Raw genomic sequence first — 15,975 nt, 5'->3', positions numbered from 1 at the left:
ATTGGCTGAGCAACGCATCGGCCAGAACACGGAAGTCACCTTGCATTTCGCATTGCGCCTGGAGAATGGCGACACGGTCGACAGCACGTTCGACAAGGCCCCGGCGACCTTCAAGGTCGGCGACGGCAACCTGCTGCCGGGTTTCGAAGCGGCACTGTTCGGTTTCAAGGCCGGCGATAAGCGCGACCTGCAGATCCTGCCGGAAAGCGCCTTTGGCCAGCCCAACCCGCAAAACGTGCAGATCATCCCGCGTTCGCAGTTCCAGGACATGGAACTGTCGGAAGGCCTGCTGGTGATCTTCAACGATGCGGCGAATACCGAACTGCCGGGTGTGGTGAAGGCCTTTGATGACGCGCAAGTGACCATCGATTTCAACCACCCGTTGGCCGGGAAAACCTTGACCTTTGATGTCGAAATCATCGACGTTAAAGCGCTGTAACTAACGAAATCGGCCTACTGTAGGGGCGAGCTTGTTGTGGCGAGGGAGCTTGCTCCCGTTGGAGTGCGTAGCACTCCCAAACTGTTCATCGAGATACACCTGATGTGTCTCGATTGCCCAGGTTGGGGCTGCTTCGCAACCCAGCGGGAGCAAGCTCCCTCGCCATACAAGCTCGCTCCTACAGGGCAAGACACGAGGCACAGCATGCAAATCAAACTCGCCAACCCCCGTGGCTTCTGCGCCGGCGTGGACCGGGCGATTGAAATCGTCAACCGCGCCCTGGAAGTCTTCGGGCCGCCGATTTACGTGCGCCATGAAGTCGTCCACAACAAGTTCGTGGTCGAAGACCTGCGCAGTCGCGGCGCCATCTTTGTTGAAGAATTGGACCAGGTGCCGGACGACGTTATCGTCATTTTCAGCGCCCACGGTGTTTCCCAGGCTGTACGCACCGAAGCTGCTGGCCGTGGCCTGAAGGTGTTCGATGCTACCTGCCCGCTGGTGACCAAGGTGCATATCGAGGTCGCGCGCTACAGCCGTGATGGTCGTGAATGCATCCTGATCGGCCACGCCGGTCACCCGGAAGTCGAAGGCACCATGGGCCAGTACGACGCCAGCAATGGCGGCGCGATCTACCTGGTGGAAGACGAAAAAGACGTCGCCGCGTTGCAGGTGCACAACCCGGAGAAGCTGGCCTTCGTTACCCAGACCACCCTGTCGATGGATGACACCAGCCGTGTCATCGATGCGTTGCGTACCCGCTTCCCCGCGATTGGCGGGCCGCGCAAGGACGACATCTGCTACGCCACGCAAAACCGCCAGGATGCGGTCAAGCAATTGGCCGACGAATGCGACGTGGTGCTGGTGGTGGGAAGCCCAAACAGCTCCAACTCCAACCGTCTGCGGGAACTGGCCGAGCGCATGGCCACCCCGGCTTACCTGATCGATGGTGCCGAAGACATGCAGCGCGGCTGGTTCGATGGCGTCGAGCGCATCGGCATCACGGCGGGTGCCTCGGCCCCGGAAGTGCTGGTGCGTGGGGTTATTCAGCAACTGCAGGCCTGGGGCGCCAAGGGCGCTGATGAACTGGCCGGCCGTGAAGAAAACATCACTTTCTCCATGCCCAAGGAGCTGCGGGTTCGTTCGCTGCTCTGAGTCCCAAGGGGCCGGCGTAGCCCCGGCACAGCGCCTGCTCGGTTTTGTTACTGCGCAGGCTGATGCGCCCGCTGGCCGCCAGCACTATTTGATACAGGCTCAGTTGCTGGTCCGTCGCACACACGTGAACGGTGCCGGCGCTGAAAGCCCCTGCTGATAGCAATGGTTCACCCAGGCCGCTGAAGCGTATCTGGGTTCTCACCGGCGTATTCCCCACAATCGGTATCTGGCCACTGTCCTGGCGCTCCAGCAGCACTGGGTTCTGATCGTCGAGATGGCCGCGACCGTTCAGGTCCAGTATTACCCTCCATCCCCGGCTCCAGTCATCATCCAGTGCATGGATAACCACCGTGCGATTGCGCGCGATGGCTTCCGTGCGGGCGTAACGCACCCCTCCGGCGAGGGATTCGGCGGCGTTCTGTCGCCGTTGCGACTCAAGCAACCCCTTGAGGCTCGGCACTGCCAGATTGGCCAGGATGCCGCTCAGGAACAGGCCCAGAATTAGCTCAATCAGCGAGAAACCTCGTTGTTTCATATGCCGTCCCTCCGTGGACGCGGTGTGATTTTTTCAGTCAGTGCCGGATGGCAGACATAGTTATAGCGCCCAGGCCGGGGCGTTGAATGATGGCCACTCTGTCCAAAGTATTTCCCATTGTTCCGGGGTGCAGCGCTCAGGCGAGACCGGCGCTAGTCTTGCCTCGCACTGCAGATTTTCCGCTGCCTTTTGATGACCTTCGACACGGATGACGATGGTAATGAACGCTTGCCCCGTAACACTTGGCCCCCAACCGACCCAAGCCGGGATGACCCTGATCGAGGTCCTGGTATCCGTGCTGATCCTCGCCGTCGGCCTGCTGGGGGCTGCGGTGATTCAGCTCAATGCGCTGAAATACACCGACAGTTCCAGGATGACCAGCCAGGCCAGTTTCATCGCGTACGACATGCTCGACCGGATCCGCGCCAACTCTGGCGCTGATTACTCCTGGGGGCAGAGCGAGCGTGCGCCTTCCAGTACTTCAGTCGCGAGTGTCCGCGATCTGGACCTGCACGATTTTGAAGCCAACATCGCAGGATTTGCGGGGGAGAGCGCCAAGGGTTCGGTTGCGGTCAATCAGCGAGAAGTGACGATCAGTATCAGTTGGGACGACTCCCGTGGAGCCAAGGCTCAAGGCGCCCGGGAAACGTTCACCCTGACCAGCCGGGTCGCCGTCGACCCGAGGGGGTTGCCATGACCGGCGTTGCTCGAGGTTTCAGCCTGGTGGAGTTGCTGCTTGCATTGGCCCTCGGCCTGCTGCTGATCATGGGGGTGACCCAGATCGCGCTCAGCTCCCGAAACACTCACGCCAGCCAGCGTGCGGCCTCGTTGTTGCAGGATGATGCACGGTTTGTCCTGGGCAAACTGATTCAGGAAATACGCCAGGCAGGCATGTTTGGTTGCCTGTCCACCGCATCAATCAGCAACGCTCCCGCAGGGTTCGACCGCCCCATCGGCTGGAGTGCCAGCGGCAACTCCCGGTCCCTGACGCTGGTGACCGCTGACGTCGGAGAGGGTGGCAGCAAACCTGACTGGACGGTGCTTTCCGATTGCACCAGTTCTGCCCACGCTTTTGGGGGAAGTCCACCGACACCAGCGCCCGGGCAAATCCGCTTTCCACTGCGCAAGCTGACTTACACCTTTGAAGGCGGGCAATTGAAGCTCAGCACACTGGCAGCCCCGAGCAAGGCGGTACTGGTGGATAACGTGGGGGCTTTCGATATCAGTTTCGGGGTGGCCGGGAAGGCGGGATCAACGGTTGTCACCCGATACAGCCCCAGCCCCGGCGACGAGTCGCTTATACGCAGTGTGCGGGTTCTGCTGACGCTTCAGGACCCAAATGGGCTCGTGAAAGACCAGACCTACAGCGTTGTTGCAGCGCTACGTAATCGTCTGGAGTAGCTCGCCCATGGATTATTACCGCTCTCGTTCGAGGCAGGCAGGTATGGTTTTGCTGATCAGCCTGGTATTCCTGCTGTTGTTGGCGCTCCTCGGATTGTCTTCGATGCAGGGGGCCATCTCGCAAGAAAAAATGACCGGCAGCGTTCGACAGCGCAACCAGTCGTTTCAACTGGCCGAAAGCGGCCTCAGGCTTGGAGAGTCTGTGGTGCAGGCGCCTGGTTTTGCCCTGCGTCCTTGCCACTCGACTGCTGCGTGTGCGCCACCTCCCGAGTCGGCTTCGGTAGTGGGGCCAGGGACGAACCCCGTGTCGGCTGTCACTTGGGTGGGGATGACAGATGGCGTTTACGGAATTCAAAACCTGGGGCCGGGGATGGGCTTGGCTCATCTCCCAGCAGAGACCCAGGCCACCCTTTATCGAGTAACGTCGGTGGGACTCAGCGGTCATTCGCGTTCCGTCCTGGAGACGGTGTATGCGCGCGTGGGCAGCGGCGCCGATGAGCGTTTTCGAAGAATCATGTGGCGACAACTTCAATAGGTGAGCGGCACGATGAGCAAGGATTGCACTGGTTTCACCCTGATCGAATTATTGATCGCCGTGGCGATCATCGGCCTTCTGGTCAGCGTCGCCTATCCCGGCTATACGAGCCATATGAAAAAGGTCTATCGCGCCGAAATTGCCGGGTTGCTGACCGAGCAAGCTCAGCACCTGGAGCGTTATTACGCGAGGAACGGCACTTTTATTGATGCGACTGGCGTCATCGCCGGCAATGATCGCTATAGAATCACCCCTGCATTGAACCCTCAGGATTTCGTTCTGCTTGCCACGCCCGCAGTTGACTCGGTGATGGCGGGCGATCCCTGTGCAGCCTTCAGCCTCACCAGTGCCGGTGCGCGAAGCAATCCGGGAGCCGCGCCTGACATGACGCGCAAGGCGTGCTGGGGGCAATGATGAGGAAGCTGGATGATTGGGCTCCGGGCGTGCCTTTTTCTTTTTATCGGCTGGATCGAACAATGGCTAAGCAACAGCAAGTAGTGGTTGTGGGTGGTGGGGTAATTGGCTTGTTGACGGCGTTCAATCTGGCGTCCCAGGGGCAAGCGGTTGTGTTGCTGGATCGCTCTGAGGTCGGGCAGGAGTCTTCCTGGGCTGGCGGCGGTATTGTTTCCCCGCTGTACCCATGGCGCTATAGCCCGGCGGTGACAGCCCTGGCGCACTGGTCCCAGGATTTTTACCCGCAACTGGCCGCGCGTCTGTTCGCGGCTACTGGCGTTGACCCGGAAGTCCACACCACCGGCCTGTATTGGCTGGACCTGGACGATGAGGCGGAGGCGCTTGCCTGGGCAGCCCGCGAAGGGCGCCCGCTGAGCAAGGTGGATGTTTGCGCTGCCCATGACGCGGTGCCGGTGCTGGGTGCCGGGTTTTCCCGGGCGATCTATATGGCGGATGTGGCCAATGTGCGTAATCCCCGTTTGGTCAAATCCCTCAAGGCAGCCTTGTTGGCCCTGCCGGCCGTGACGATTCACGAGCAGTGCGCGGTTGACGGGTTTATTCAAGAGGGCGGTAAGGTTGTCGGGGTGAGTACGGTGCTCGGGCCGATCCGTGGCGATCAGGTAGTGCTTGCTGCCGGAGCCTGGAGCGGTGAGTTGCTGGGTAGCCTCGGGCTGGTATTGCCCGTGGAGCCGGTCAAGGGACAGATGATCTTGTACAAATGCGCGTCGGACTTTTTGTCGTGCATGGTCCTGGCCAAGGGCCGGTATGCGATTCCGCGGCGAGACGGACACATTCTGATCGGTAGCACCCTGGAGCATGAGGGGTTCGACAAGACCCCCACCGATTCAGCCCTGGAAAGCCTGAAAGCCTCTGCCGCCGAATTGATCCCGGCACTGGCCGACGCCGAGGTGGTGGGGCATTGGGCCGGCTTGCGGCCCGGGTCGCCGGAAGGCATTCCCTATATTGGCAAGGTGCCAGAGTTTGACGGGCTATGGCTCAACTGCGGGCATTATCGCAACGGTCTGGTGCTGGCGCCGGCGTCCTGCCAATTGTTTGCCGATTTGTTGCTGGGGCGTAAGCCGATTATTGATCCGGCGCCTTACGCGCCAGCAGGCCGGATCAACGCTGGATAGATTTCGGTCCTTGCTCCAGATGCGCCTGGGTGCAATACCATTCCTGGCGCAGGCTCAAGGCTCGATCCTGTGGTAGGTGAAGGCCGCAGTGGGCGCAACGAACCATCTGGATAGGGCCTTGTTCGCTGGGCCGCTGCTGTTTGGCGGCCGGACTTTTGAATTTGCGCCAAAACCATACCGCGGCAGCAATAACGGCGATCCAGAACAGTAGACGAACCATGGTGGGCAGCTTCTCGACAAGGGATTCGGCAGTTTAGCCAAGGACGTGACAGGCGCACAGCGCAATTATGCAGCGCAATAAAAAAGGGAGCTCAAGAGCTCCCTTTTTGCATCGCGCTAAACAATCAGTCAAAGATACCGAAAGTCATGTAGCTGAACCACGAGCGATCTTCGTTGTTGCCCAGGGCTTGAGGCCCTTGCTCTTCGATCACGTCGCCGTTTTCGTCACGAGGCTTGAGGTCCGATGGAATCGAATCCTTGGCGTCCTGGTATTGCTTGATGATGTCCTGGTTGGCGCGGGTTTCGCCCGGCGGCAGCGGTGGACGGGACTCGATCAGGCCCAGGGTGTACTTGCTCAACCACGAACGGTTGTCGGCTTCGGCAACCTGTGGCACGAACTGGCCGTCCTTCAGGCTTGGGTGGTCCGGGTAGTTGAGCTTCAGGGTTTCCAGGCTGGTGGCCGCCAGGGCGTCCAGGTGCAGGCGCTGGTAAGCCTCGGTCATCACGGCCAGGCCGTCACCCACCGATGGGGTTTCCTGGAAGTTTTCCACTACGTAGCGGCCACGGTTGGCGGCAGCGACATAGGCCTGACGGGTCAGGTAGTAGTGGGCTACGTGGATCTCGTAGGAAGCCAGCAGGTTGCGCAGGTAGATCATGCGCTGCTTGGCGTCCGGCGCGTAGCGGCTGTTGGGGTAGCGGCTGGTCAGCTGGGCGAACTCGTTGTAGGAGTCGCGGGCAGCGCCCGGGTCACGCTTGGTCATGTCCAGCGGCAGGAAGCGCGCCAACAGGCCAACGTCCTGGTCAAACGAGGTCAGGCCCTTGAGGTAGTAGGCGTAGTCGACGTTCGGGTGCTGAGGGTGCAGGCGGATAAAACGCTCGGCGGCGGACTTGGCAGCTTCCGGCTCGGCGTTCTTGTAGTTGGCGTAGATCAGCTCGAGCTGGGCCTGGTCGGCGTAGCGCCCGAACGGATACCGCGACTCCAGTGCCTTCAGCTTTGCCGTGGCGCTGGTGTAGCTGTGGTTGTTCAGGTCGGTCTGAGCTTGTTGGTACAGCTCGACCTCGCTCAGGTTTTCGTCGACGACTTCCTTTGTTGACGAGCAAGCAGCAGTCATGGCGAGGATGGCGATCAGCAGCAGGTGTTTCACTTGCATGGCGGCTTGCGTCCCTATGACGGCCGCTGTCTTGGGCGGGGCCGTCCTGTTATGATGAGCGCCCCTTGGAAAGCCTCGGGGCAAAAGACGCCGTATTTAACCACAAGCGCGCAGCCGAAACCAAAGGCTGTGCCACGCCTAGTCTGAGCATGTCCGATAAAATTGAACTTCGCGCAGAGGTGCCGTCCGAATTGGGCGGCCAACGCCTCGATCAAGTCGCCGCACAATTATTCGCTGAGCACTCGCGCTCGCGCCTTTCCGCCTGGATCAAAGACGGCCGCCTGACTGTGGATGGAGCGGTTATCCGCCCGCGAGACATAGTTCATGGTGGTGCGATTCTTGAGCTGACTGCCGAGCAGGAAGCCCAGGGAGAATGGATCGCCCAGGACATTGAACTGGACATCGTCTATGAAGACGACGACATCCTGGTGATCAATAAACCCGCAGGCCTGGTGGTGCACCCGGCCGCCGGGCACGCTGATGGCACCCTGCTCAACGCCTTGTTGCACCACGTGCCGGACATCATCAATGTCCCGCGTTGCGGCATCGTGCACCGCTTGGACAAGGACACGACCGGCCTCATGGTGGTGGCCAAGACCATTCAGGCGCAGACGCAGTTGGTCACACAACTGCAGAGCCGCAGCGTCAGTCGGATCTATGAATGTATCGTGATCGGCGTGGTAACCGCCGGTGGCAAAATCAATGCCCCGATCGGTCGCCACGGCCAGCAGCGCCAGCGCATGGCGGTAATGGAAGGCGGCAAACAAGCGGTCAGCCACTACCGTGTGCTCGAGCGTTTCCGCTCCCACACCCACGTGCGGGTCAAGCTGGAAACCGGCCGTACCCACCAGATTCGGGTGCATATGGCGCACATCAACTTCCCGTTGGTCGGAGATCCGGCCTACGGTGGTCGCTTCCGTATTCCGCCAGCGGCCAGTGCAACCATGGTTGATTCGCTGAAAACCTTCCCGCGCCAGGCGCTGCACGCACGCTTCCTGGAACTGGACCATCCGACGAGCGGTAAGCGGATGAGCTGGGAATCGCCACTTCCAGACGATTTTGTCTGGTTGTTGTCGCTGCTCAAGCAGGATCGCGAGGCGTTTATCGGATGAGTGACTGGCTGATTCCTGACTGGCCCGCGCCGGCCGGAGTGAAAGCCTGCGTTACCACCCGTGCGGGCGGCGTCAGTCTGGCGCCGTTCGACAGCCTCAATCTCGGCGATCATGTCGAGGACAGCCTCGAAGCCGTTCTCGAAAATCGTCGTCGCCTCACCGATGCCTTCAATATCCAGCCGGCCTGGCTGCGTCAGGTTCACGGTGTGGTTGTGGTTGAGGCTGATCCTGGCCGAACTGCTGAAGCCGATGGCAGTTGGACCAGCACCCCAGGCATTGCTTGCACATCAATGACGGCTGATTGCCTGCCTGCCTTGTTTTGCAATCGCGCCGGTACCCGCGTCGCGGCTGCCCATGCCGGTTGGCGTGGCCTGGCTGCGGGTGTCCTGGAAGCCGCCTTTGAAAGCCTGGATGCCGAACCTGGTGAAGTGCTGGTTTGGCTGGGCCCGGCCATCGGCCCGCAAGCCTTTGAAGTGGGCCCGGAAGTGCGTGAAGCCTTTATGCGGCAACTTCCGGAAACGATTGAGGCCTTCGTCCCCAGTCAGAGCCCGGGCAAGTTCATGGCCGACATTTACCAACTGGCCCGCCTGCGCCTTGCAGCTCGCGGCGTCACGGCTGTGTACGGTGGCGGCTTCTGTACCGTGACCGATCCCCGTTTCTATTCCTACCGTCGCAGCCCGCGCACCGGTCGGTTTGCCTCCCTTATCTGGCTGGAACGCTAGACTCTCCTGACCTGCGTCAACTATCCGTAGCTTGAATCTTCCAGAATCCACCCCATCTATAGGGGTATCTGGCAGGTTTCTTCATTCAGGATGTGTTTGTTCATAGCTCCGGCCTGCTCAAAAGGAAGGTGACTAATGCGTATTGATCGTTTAACCAGCAAATTGCAGTTGGCTTTATCTGACGCCCAATCTCTGGCGGTTGGCCTGGACCATTCGGCCATTGAGCCTGCGCACTTGATGCAAGCGCTCCTGGAGCAGCAAGGCGGTTCCATCAAACCCTTGCTGATGCAGGTGGGCTTTGACGTCAACAGCCTGCGCAAGGAGTTGAGCAAAGAGCTCGACCAACTGCCGAAAATCCAAAATCCTACTGGCGACGTGAACATGTCCCAGGATTTGGCGCGCCTGTTGAATCAGGCAGACCGCCTGGCCCAGCAGAAGGGTGACCAGTTCATTTCCAGTGAAGTGGTGCTGCTCGCCGCGATGGACGACAACAGCAAGCTCGGCAAATTGTTGCTGGGCCAGGGCGTGAGCAAAAAAGCCCTGGAAAATGCCATCAACAATCTGCGTGGCGGTGAAGCGGTAAATGACCCTAACCACGAGGAGTCGCGCCAAGCGCTGGACAAATACACCGTCGACCTGACCAAGCGCGCCGAAGAGGGCAAGCTCGATCCGGTGATCGGTCGTGACGATGAGATTCGTCGCACCATCCAGGTCCTGCAGCGTCGCACCAAGAACAACCCGGTGCTGATCGGCGAACCTGGCGTGGGTAAAACCGCCATTGCCGAAGGCCTGGCCCAGCGCATCATTAATGGCGAAGTGCCGGACGGCCTTAAAGGCAAGCGCCTGCTGTCCCTGGACATGGGGTCGCTGATTGCTGGCGCCAAGTTCCGTGGCGAGTTCGAAGAGCGCCTGAAATCCCTGTTGAATGAACTGTCGAAGCAGGAAGGGCAGATCATTCTGTTTATCGACGAACTGCACACAATGGTCGGCGCCGGTAAAGGCGAAGGTTCGATGGATGCGGGCAACATGCTTAAGCCAGCACTGGCGCGTGGTGAGTTGCATTGCGTTGGTGCGACCACGCTGAACGAATACCGGCAGTACATCGAGAAGGATGCGGCCCTTGAGCGTCGCTTCCAGAAAGTACTGGTGGAAGAACCGAGTGAAGAAGACACCATCGCCATCCTGCGGGGCCTGAAAGAGCGGTATGAGGTCCACCATAAAGTCGCGATCACCGATGGCGCGATCATTGCGGCGGCGAAATTGAGCCATCGCTACATCACCGACCGTCAGTTGCCGGACAAGGCCATCGACCTGATCGACGAAGCGGCCAGCCGCATTCGGATGGAGATCGATTCGAAGCCCGAAGTGCTGGACCGTCTGGACCGGCGCCTGATTCAGCTGAAAGTTGAATCCCAGGCCTTGAAGAAAGAAGAGGACGAGCCGGCGAAGAAACGCCTGGAAAAACTCCAGGAAGAAATTGTTCGCCTGGAACGTGAGTATTCGGACCTCGAAGAAATCTGGACCTCGGAAAAGGCCGAAGTGCAGGGTTCTGCGCAGATCCAGCAGAAGATCGAGCAGTCCCGTCAGGAACTGGAAGCCGCCCGTCGTAAGGGCGACCTGAACCGCATGGCCGAGTTGCAGTACGGGGTGATCCCGGACCTGGAGCGCAGTCTGCAGATGGTCGACCAGCACGGCAAGCCTGAGAACCAGTTGCTGCGCAGCAAGGTGACCGAGGAAGAAATCGCCGAAGTCGTCTCGAAGTGGACCGGTATCCCTGTGTCGAAAATGCTCGAAGGCGAGCGCGACAAGCTGCTGAAGATGGAAAGCCTGTTGCACCAGCGTGTCATCGGCCAGGACGAGGCGGTGATTGCGGTGTCCAACGCGGTACGGCGTTCACGGGCCGGGTTGTCCGACCCTAACCGTCCGAGCGGCTCGTTTATGTTCCTCGGCCCGACCGGTGTGGGTAAGACTGAACTGTGCAAGGCCTTGGCGGAGTTCCTCTTTGACACTGAAGAGGCCATGGTGCGGATCGATATGTCCGAGTTCATGGAGAAACATTCCGTGGCCCGCCTGATCGGGGCGCCACCAGGCTATGTAGGCTACGAAGAGGGCGGTTACCTGACGGAGGCGGTACGGCGTAAGCCTTACTCGGTGATCCTTCTGGACGAGGTCGAGAAGGCCCACCCGGATGTATTCAACGTGTTGCTGCAAGTGCTGGAAGATGGCCGCCTGACGGACAGTCACGGACGTACCGTGGACTTCCGCAATACGGTGATCGTGATGACCTCCAACCTGGGCTCGGTACAGATCCAGGAACTGGTGGGTGATCGTGAAGCCCAGCGCGCAGCCGTGATGGACGCGCTGACCAGTCACTTCCGGCCGGAGTTCATCAACCGGGTCGATGAAGTGGTGATCTTCGAGCCTCTGGCACGGGATCAGATCGCGGGCATCACCGAGATCCAGTTGGGCCGCCTGCGCAGCCGTCTGGCGGAGCGCGAGTTGTCCCTGGACCTGAGCCGCGAGGCGTTGGACAAGCTGATCGCCGTCGGTTACGACCCGGTGTATGGCGCACGGCCGTTGAAGCGTGCGATCCAGCGCTGGATCGAGAACCCGTTGGCACAGCTGATCCTGTCGGGCAGCTTTATGCCGGGCACCAGCGTCGAGGCGACGGTGGAGAACGACGAAATCGTCTTCCACTAAGCTCGAGTGGTACTGCTATAAGAAGAGGCCCCGCATTGCGGGGCCTTTTTTTTCGATAGGGCGTTGAACTGTAAGGCAAAGGCTTGTAAAGTGCGCCCCGCAGCAACGTCAGCCCAACGGTTTCTTCTCCCCAAGGAGAAATCAGAAAGAAGCGCAAATCATTGTCTTAAAAGCAATTTAAAGGGTTGACAGGGGTTTTTAAGATTGTAGAATAGCGCGCCTCAGAGGCACTAACGTAGCGATACGGAAGCGTCGAAGAGAAGGTAACAAGCAACAACGTAACACTTTGAAATATGTAGTTCCGTGATAGCTCAGTCGGTAGAGCAAATGACTGTTAATCATTGGGTCCCAGGTTCGAGTCCTGGTCACGGAGCCAATTTCAAAACCGGGGTATAGCGCAGTCCGGTAGCGCGCCTGCTTTGGGAGCAGGATGTCAGGAGTTCGAATCCCCTTACCCCGACCATATTTGGGTCGTTAGCTCAGTTGGTAGAGCAGTTGGCTTTTAACCAATTGGTCGTAGGTTCGAATCCCACACGACCCACCATTTTTGAGACCAGTTAACGCTGGAATCGAATCTTAAGATCAGAGGCCAAAAGCGCTGATCGAAGAAGGCGACTGAGAGGTCGCCTTTTTTTTACCGGGGTATAGCGCAGTCCGGTAGCGCGCCTGCTTTGGGAGCAGGATGTCAGGAGTTCGAATCCCCTTACCCCGACCATATTAAAAATCCTCGTATCGAAAGATACGGGGATTTTTTTTGTGCGCGAAATCCTGGCCGTACCACAAAACAAATGTGGGAGCGGGCTTGCTCGCGAAAGTGGTGTGTCAGTCAGTACATCTGGCACTGAACCACCGCTTTCGCGAGAAAGCCCGCTCCCACACTAACCGAGTCCTATCCGGGAAGGTGCTGTCAGTGCAGTTTTAGACGCGGCTCAGTGCCTCGCCCAATCTTGCTCCCCAGCATCAGCATCGCCGTGCGGAAGAAGCCATACAGCGCCATCTGGTGCATGCGGTACAGCGACACATAAAACATCCGCGCCAGCCAGCCTTCCAGCATCACGCTGCCGGTCAGGTTGCCCATCAAGTTACCCACAGCCGAAAAACGCGACAGCGAAATCAGCGAGCCATAGTCGGTGTACTTATACGACGGCAGCTCCTTGCCCTCGATCCGCAGTTTCAGCGACTTGGCCAGCAACGACGCCTGTTGGTGAGCCGCTTGGGCCCGTGGCGGCACATTGCGATCAGTGCCGGGTTGCGGGCAGGCCGCGCAGTCACCAAAGGCGAAGATATTTTCGTCGCGAGTGGTTTGCAGGGTCGGCAGCACTTGCAGTTGGTTGATGCGGTTGGTTTCCAGGCCATCAATGTCCTTGAGGAACCCTGGCGCACGAATGCCGGCGGCCCAGACCTTGAGGCTGGCCGGAATCACCTGGCCGCTGCTGGTGATAAGGGCGTCGGCCGTCACTTCACTCACGGCGGAGTTGGTCAGGACGGTCACCCCAAGTTTCTCCAGGGTTTTATGCACAGGCCCGCCAATACGCTCCGGCAGGGCAGGCAACACCCGTGGGCCGGCTTCGATCAGGGTGATGTGCATGTTTTCCGGCTTGATCTTGTCCAGGCCATAGGCAGCCAACTCGTGCGCGGCGTTATGCAGTTCGGCGGCCAGCTCGACTCCGGTGGCACCGGCGCCGACGATGGCGACGCTGATCTGCTCCACCACATCCGTCTGCCCGGCGTGGGCGCGCAGATAGTGGTTGAGCAATTGCTGGTGGAAGCGCTCCGCCTGTTTGCGGGTGTCGAGGAACAGGCAGTGTTGCGCCGCGCCTTCGGTGCCGAAGTCATTGGTGGTGCTGCCGACGGCGATCACCAGGCTGTCGTAGCCCAGCACCCGTGCGGGCACCAGTTCCCGGCCTTCTTCGTCGAGGGTGGCGGCCAGCTGGATTTTTTTCTGCTCGCGATCAAGCCCGCTCATGCGCCCCAGCTGGAACTCGAAGTGGTTCCATTTGGCCTGGGCAACATAATTGAGTTCGTCTTCCGAAGAGTTCAGCGAGCCCGCCGCCACTTCGTGGAGCAAGGGTTTCCAGATGTGGGTGAGGTTGGTGTCCACCAGCGTGATGCTGGCAGTGCCGCGCTTGCCCAGAGTCTTACCCAGGCGGGTAGCCAACTCCAGGCCGCCGGCGCCGCCGCCGACGATAATAATACGATGGGTCATGGGGATATCTCGCAAGGCTAAAAGAAATCGGTGCGGTTACCCGAGCGAGCGCAAGGCAGCTCATAGCGTCAGGTAACTCAGAAGGCGGCTCAGCAAACCCAGGCCGATCACTGCAACCAGCACCACGGCAAGGAGCAGCCAGGGCCGGAAAGGCTTGCGCTCGACTTGGTTCTGGGACAGTTGCAGGTACTCTTCGACATGCTGTTGGTCGTCGGGGTTCAGGCGGCTGGTCATAAAGGCCTCGTCAGGTAGACGTTGCTAAAGGGCGCCACGTTACAGTCGGGTGATTGGCGGCATCGACAGAAGCATAGTCGTTGACCCGATCACAGGCTGATGCCCACATCGAACACTATGCTGCGGCCCAGATTGTTGCGCAAGAAGTCCGGCGCGTCCGGATGTGCGAACAGTACACGGGCAAACGTCGGGCCTACGAGGGACAGCGAGCGCCAGCCCTGGCGCAGGTACTCGGTGGGGGGCGGGAAGTGACTGTTGAGGTCGAGTACTTCGCGCTTGAGGCTGGCGAAGGCAATGAGGTCCAGTTCCCCCAGGTCCATCCCGCGTTCTTTATAGTTGTGGGCCTTCTTGCGCAGGGTCGGCGCCAAGCGCAGCAGGAATTCGTGGGCGGGAATGCGCCGGGGCTTGGCTTCTCTTCGAACCAACTGGCTCAGGGAAAACGCGCTGCGCCGACGCAGCAGTTCGTCGCGCCACTCGTCGTTCAGGCGCCGACCTTCGTCGAGCACGAAAAACACCTCGAAACTGGCGTCGCGAAACAGCACGTCCGGCGGCTCTTGCCCGGCAGCGTGGAATTCTTCGGCGCGGTATGGCACGTTCAAGCCTTGTAGCAGGCGCTGGCAGACCCAACGCTCACGCTCCCATTTGCGGGCATTGGACAGGAACGCGTTGGCTTGTTCGGCCGCTACGGTGAGCAGGCGCAAATAATCTGAGTCATCCATGTCACCAGCTTAGCGTCCAAATGATGACCGCAGGAAGTCCCGCGTCAAAAGGTCGGTGTAGACTGGCCATTCGACAGTTTCCCGTGGCATGAGGAGTATGCAGTGAAGTTTTTTGTGGTGCTGTTCTTGAGTCTTTTGCCCGTATGGGCCCAGGCCGTAGAAGTGGGGGAGCGTGTTGCCCCCTGGACCTTGCTTGACCAGTTCGACCAGGCCTACACCCTGGATGACCAGGCGCAAATCTTGCTGGTGGCGCGCAGCATGGACGCCGCCAAAATCGTGGACGCGGCGCTGCAGGGTCAGCCCAAGGGTTATCTGGAAGCACGGCACACGGTGTTTCTCGCCGATATCCAGCGCATGCCCCGGCTGATTGCGAAGATGTTCGCGGTACCGGCCATGCAGGCCTATAACTATCGCGTCATGCTCGACCGTGATGCCCGTGTAACCCCGCGCTATCCGGTACCTGTGGATAAAGTGCTGTGGCTGCAACTGGATCACGGGAAGTTGGTGGCGCAGCACGAATACGATTCCGCCGCTGAACTGCGCCAGGCCCTGGAGCAGGTGCAGCCGTGATCAGCGCAGCGGTGCTGGCGCCGGAAACCCTCATTATCGGCTGGCTGCTGTATGCGCCGGTGGTGATGTGGGCGCTCCTGCGTTCGCCGTGGGTCGAGCTGTTTGCCGACCGGCGGCGCCAGCACTTGCTGTTTGGCACAGTATTCGCGCTTTTTATGTTGTGGCTGGTACGCCGGGATTTCGATACAGGGGTGTCCTACCACTTCATCGGCATGACCGCCGTGACCTTGTTGCTTGATTGGCCCTTGGCGATCGTCGGTGGTTTTGCCGCACAGCTTGGCCTGGTGTTACTCGGTCGCCAGGACCTGGCGGCCGTGGGCATCAACGGCGTGCTGCTGGTCCTGTTGCCGGTGCTGGTCACCGAAGGTTGTGCGCTGCTGGTGGAGCGGGCGAAGCCACGCAATCCCTTTGTGTATATCTTCTGTTCGGGTTTTTTCGCCGCCGCGCTGTCGGCCTTGCTGTGCTTGCTGGCGGGCCTGGGTTTGCTGTGGTTCGACGGCCGTTTCGCGATGCCGGAGTGGATCGAGGATTTCGTCGGCTACCTATGGCTGATCATTTTCCCCGAGGCCTTTATCAACGGCATGGTGATCAGCGCCCTGGTGGTGTTTTGCCCGGAGTGGCTGGAGACATTCAACCGCACCCGCTACCTCTCGGCGCCCTGGAAGGATGACGATCCGCGGCCTTGATCCAGGTC

General features: G+C 59.8%; 18 protein-coding genes and 4 tRNA genes. 16 read left to right on the top strand and 6 right to left on the bottom strand.

Translation table 11 applies throughout. The features are described from left to right. Window position 1: 1 nt before the first annotated feature. Together fkpB and ispH are read left to right on the top strand one after the other, a co-directional pair. Window positions 2–439, top strand: coding sequence for an FKBP-type peptidyl-prolyl cis-trans isomerase (gene fkpB, locus D109_RS0116195; protein ID WP_177325526.1), 438 nt, complete (start codon window positions 2–4; stop codon window positions 437–439). A 204-nt stretch (window positions 440–643) separates the two neighbouring features. Next, window positions 644–1,591, top strand: a complete 948-nt coding sequence (gene ispH, locus D109_RS0116190) for a 4-hydroxy-3-methylbut-2-enyl diphosphate reductase (protein ID WP_017477803.1) — start codon at window positions 644–646, stop codon at window positions 1,589–1,591. Here ispH and D109_RS0116185 read toward each other — a convergent pair. Further along, complete coding sequence (locus D109_RS0116185) at window positions 1,545–2,126, bottom strand: GspH/FimT family pseudopilin (protein ID WP_017477802.1); 582 nt, start codon at window positions 2,124–2,126, stop codon at window positions 1,545–1,547. The genes ispH and D109_RS0116185 overlap by 47 nt on opposite strands. Before the next feature lie 220 nt (window positions 2,127–2,346). Between D109_RS0116185 and pilV the strand changes: the two genes are divergently transcribed. From pilV to thiO, 5 genes are all read left to right on the top strand, one after another. After that, on the top strand, window positions 2,347–2,823 hold the full coding sequence (pilV, locus tag D109_RS0116180; RefSeq protein ID WP_026078012.1) for a type IV pilus modification protein PilV: 477 nt from the start codon (window positions 2,347–2,349) through the stop codon (window positions 2,821–2,823). Then, a complete protein-coding gene (locus D109_RS0116175) occupies window positions 2,820–3,527 on the top strand; it encodes a PilW family protein (protein WP_017477800.1) in 708 nt (235 codons plus the stop codon). The genes pilV and D109_RS0116175 overlap by 4 nt, the downstream gene beginning before the upstream one ends. 7 nt (window positions 3,528–3,534) lie before the next feature. After that, entirely contained in the window at window positions 3,535–4,062 is a 528-nt protein-coding gene (locus D109_RS0116170) for a PilX N-terminal domain-containing pilus assembly protein (RefSeq protein WP_017477799.1), read from the top strand. A 12-nt stretch (window positions 4,063–4,074) separates the two neighbouring features. After that, window positions 4,075–4,476: a type IV pilin protein gene (locus D109_RS0116165; RefSeq protein WP_017477798.1), complete on the top strand. Its 402-nt coding sequence runs from the start codon at window positions 4,075–4,077 to the stop codon at window positions 4,474–4,476. Between the two features lie 62 nt (window positions 4,477–4,538). Continuing rightward, window positions 4,539–5,648 carry a glycine oxidase ThiO gene (gene thiO / locus D109_RS0116160; protein WP_017477797.1) on the top strand — a complete coding sequence of 370 codons (1,110 nt, stop codon included), beginning with the start codon at window positions 4,539–4,541 and terminating at the stop codon, window positions 5,646–5,648. On the opposite strand, the gene D109_RS1000000132895 is transcribed toward thiO, so the two are convergent. After that, entirely contained in the window at window positions 5,635–5,868 is a 234-nt protein-coding gene (locus D109_RS1000000132895; protein WP_026078011.1) for a PP0621 family protein, read from the bottom strand. The genes thiO and D109_RS1000000132895 overlap by 14 nt on opposite strands. 124 nt (window positions 5,869–5,992) lie before the next feature. Next, the gene (locus D109_RS0116150) at window positions 5,993–7,018 is read right to left on the bottom strand and encodes an outer membrane protein assembly factor BamD (RefSeq protein ID WP_017477796.1); all 1,026 of its coding nucleotides are present in this window, start codon (window positions 7,016–7,018) and stop codon (window positions 5,993–5,995) included. Between the two features lie 149 nt (window positions 7,019–7,167). Here D109_RS0116150 and rluD point away from each other — a divergent pair, with 149 nt between their 5' ends. The 7 genes from rluD to D109_RS0116115 all read left to right on the top strand — a co-directional run bounded on the left by rluD (window position 7,168) and on the right by D109_RS0116115 (window position 12,267). After that, a complete protein-coding gene (gene rluD / locus D109_RS0116145) occupies window positions 7,168–8,130 on the top strand; it encodes a 23S rRNA pseudouridine(1911/1915/1917) synthase RluD (RefSeq protein WP_003215899.1) in 963 nt (320 codons plus the stop codon). Continuing rightward, on the top strand, window positions 8,127–8,852 hold the full coding sequence (gene pgeF, locus D109_RS0116140) for a peptidoglycan editing factor PgeF (RefSeq protein WP_017477794.1): 726 nt from the start codon (window positions 8,127–8,129) through the stop codon (window positions 8,850–8,852). Before rluD ends, pgeF begins: the two co-directional genes overlap by 4 nt. A gap of 135 nt (window positions 8,853–8,987) precedes the next feature. Continuing rightward, window positions 8,988–11,552, top strand: a complete 2,565-nt coding sequence (clpB, locus tag D109_RS0116135; RefSeq protein ID WP_017477793.1) for an ATP-dependent chaperone ClpB — start codon at window positions 8,988–8,990, stop codon at window positions 11,550–11,552. Between the two features lie 300 nt (window positions 11,553–11,852). Continuing rightward, window positions 11,853–11,928 (top strand) — tRNA-Asn (locus D109_RS0116130). Between the two features lie 10 nt (window positions 11,929–11,938). Further along, window positions 11,939–12,015, top strand: a tRNA-Pro gene (locus D109_RS0116125). Window positions 12,016–12,020: 5 nt separating this feature from the next. Beyond that, window positions 12,021–12,096, top strand: a tRNA-Lys gene (locus D109_RS0116120). A 94-nt stretch (window positions 12,097–12,190) separates the two neighbouring features. After that, window positions 12,191–12,267: transfer RNA gene (locus D109_RS0116115), tRNA-Pro, on the top strand. A gap of 192 nt (window positions 12,268–12,459) precedes the next feature. Here the strand turns inward: D109_RS0116115 and D109_RS0116110 are convergent. The 3 genes from D109_RS0116110 to D109_RS0116100 form a co-directional block, all read right to left on the bottom strand. Next, window positions 12,460–13,758 (bottom strand): NAD(P)/FAD-dependent oxidoreductase, encoded by a 1,299-nt coding sequence (locus D109_RS0116110; protein WP_017477792.1) that lies wholly within the window; start codon window positions 13,756–13,758, stop codon window positions 12,460–12,462. A 60-nt stretch (window positions 13,759–13,818) separates the two neighbouring features. Further along, a complete protein-coding gene (locus D109_RS01000000131965) occupies window positions 13,819–13,992 on the bottom strand; it encodes a DUF3094 family protein (protein WP_010174986.1) in 174 nt (57 codons plus the stop codon). Window positions 13,993–14,081: 89 nt separating this feature from the next. Beyond that, on the bottom strand, window positions 14,082–14,711 hold the full coding sequence (locus D109_RS0116100) for a DUF1780 domain-containing protein (protein WP_008437312.1): 630 nt from the start codon (window positions 14,709–14,711) through the stop codon (window positions 14,082–14,084). A gap of 102 nt (window positions 14,712–14,813) precedes the next feature. Between D109_RS0116100 and D109_RS0116095 the strand changes: the two genes are divergently transcribed. Further along, complete coding sequence (locus tag D109_RS0116095) at window positions 14,814–15,281, top strand: hypothetical protein (RefSeq protein WP_017477791.1); 468 nt, start codon at window positions 14,814–14,816, stop codon at window positions 15,279–15,281. Further along, a complete protein-coding gene (locus tag D109_RS0116090) occupies window positions 15,278–15,967 on the top strand; it encodes an energy-coupling factor ABC transporter permease (RefSeq protein WP_017477790.1) in 690 nt (229 codons plus the stop codon). Before D109_RS0116095 ends, D109_RS0116090 begins: the two co-directional genes overlap by 4 nt. Window positions 15,968–15,975: the final 8 nt, after the last annotated feature.

Origin of the sequence: Pseudomonas sp. PAMC 26793 (assembly GCF_000313235.1) — a bacterium.
Classification (GTDB): domain Bacteria; phylum Pseudomonadota; class Gammaproteobacteria; order Pseudomonadales; family Pseudomonadaceae; genus Aquipseudomonas; species Aquipseudomonas yamanorum.
This window is presented reverse-complemented; position numbering and strand designations above follow the sequence as displayed.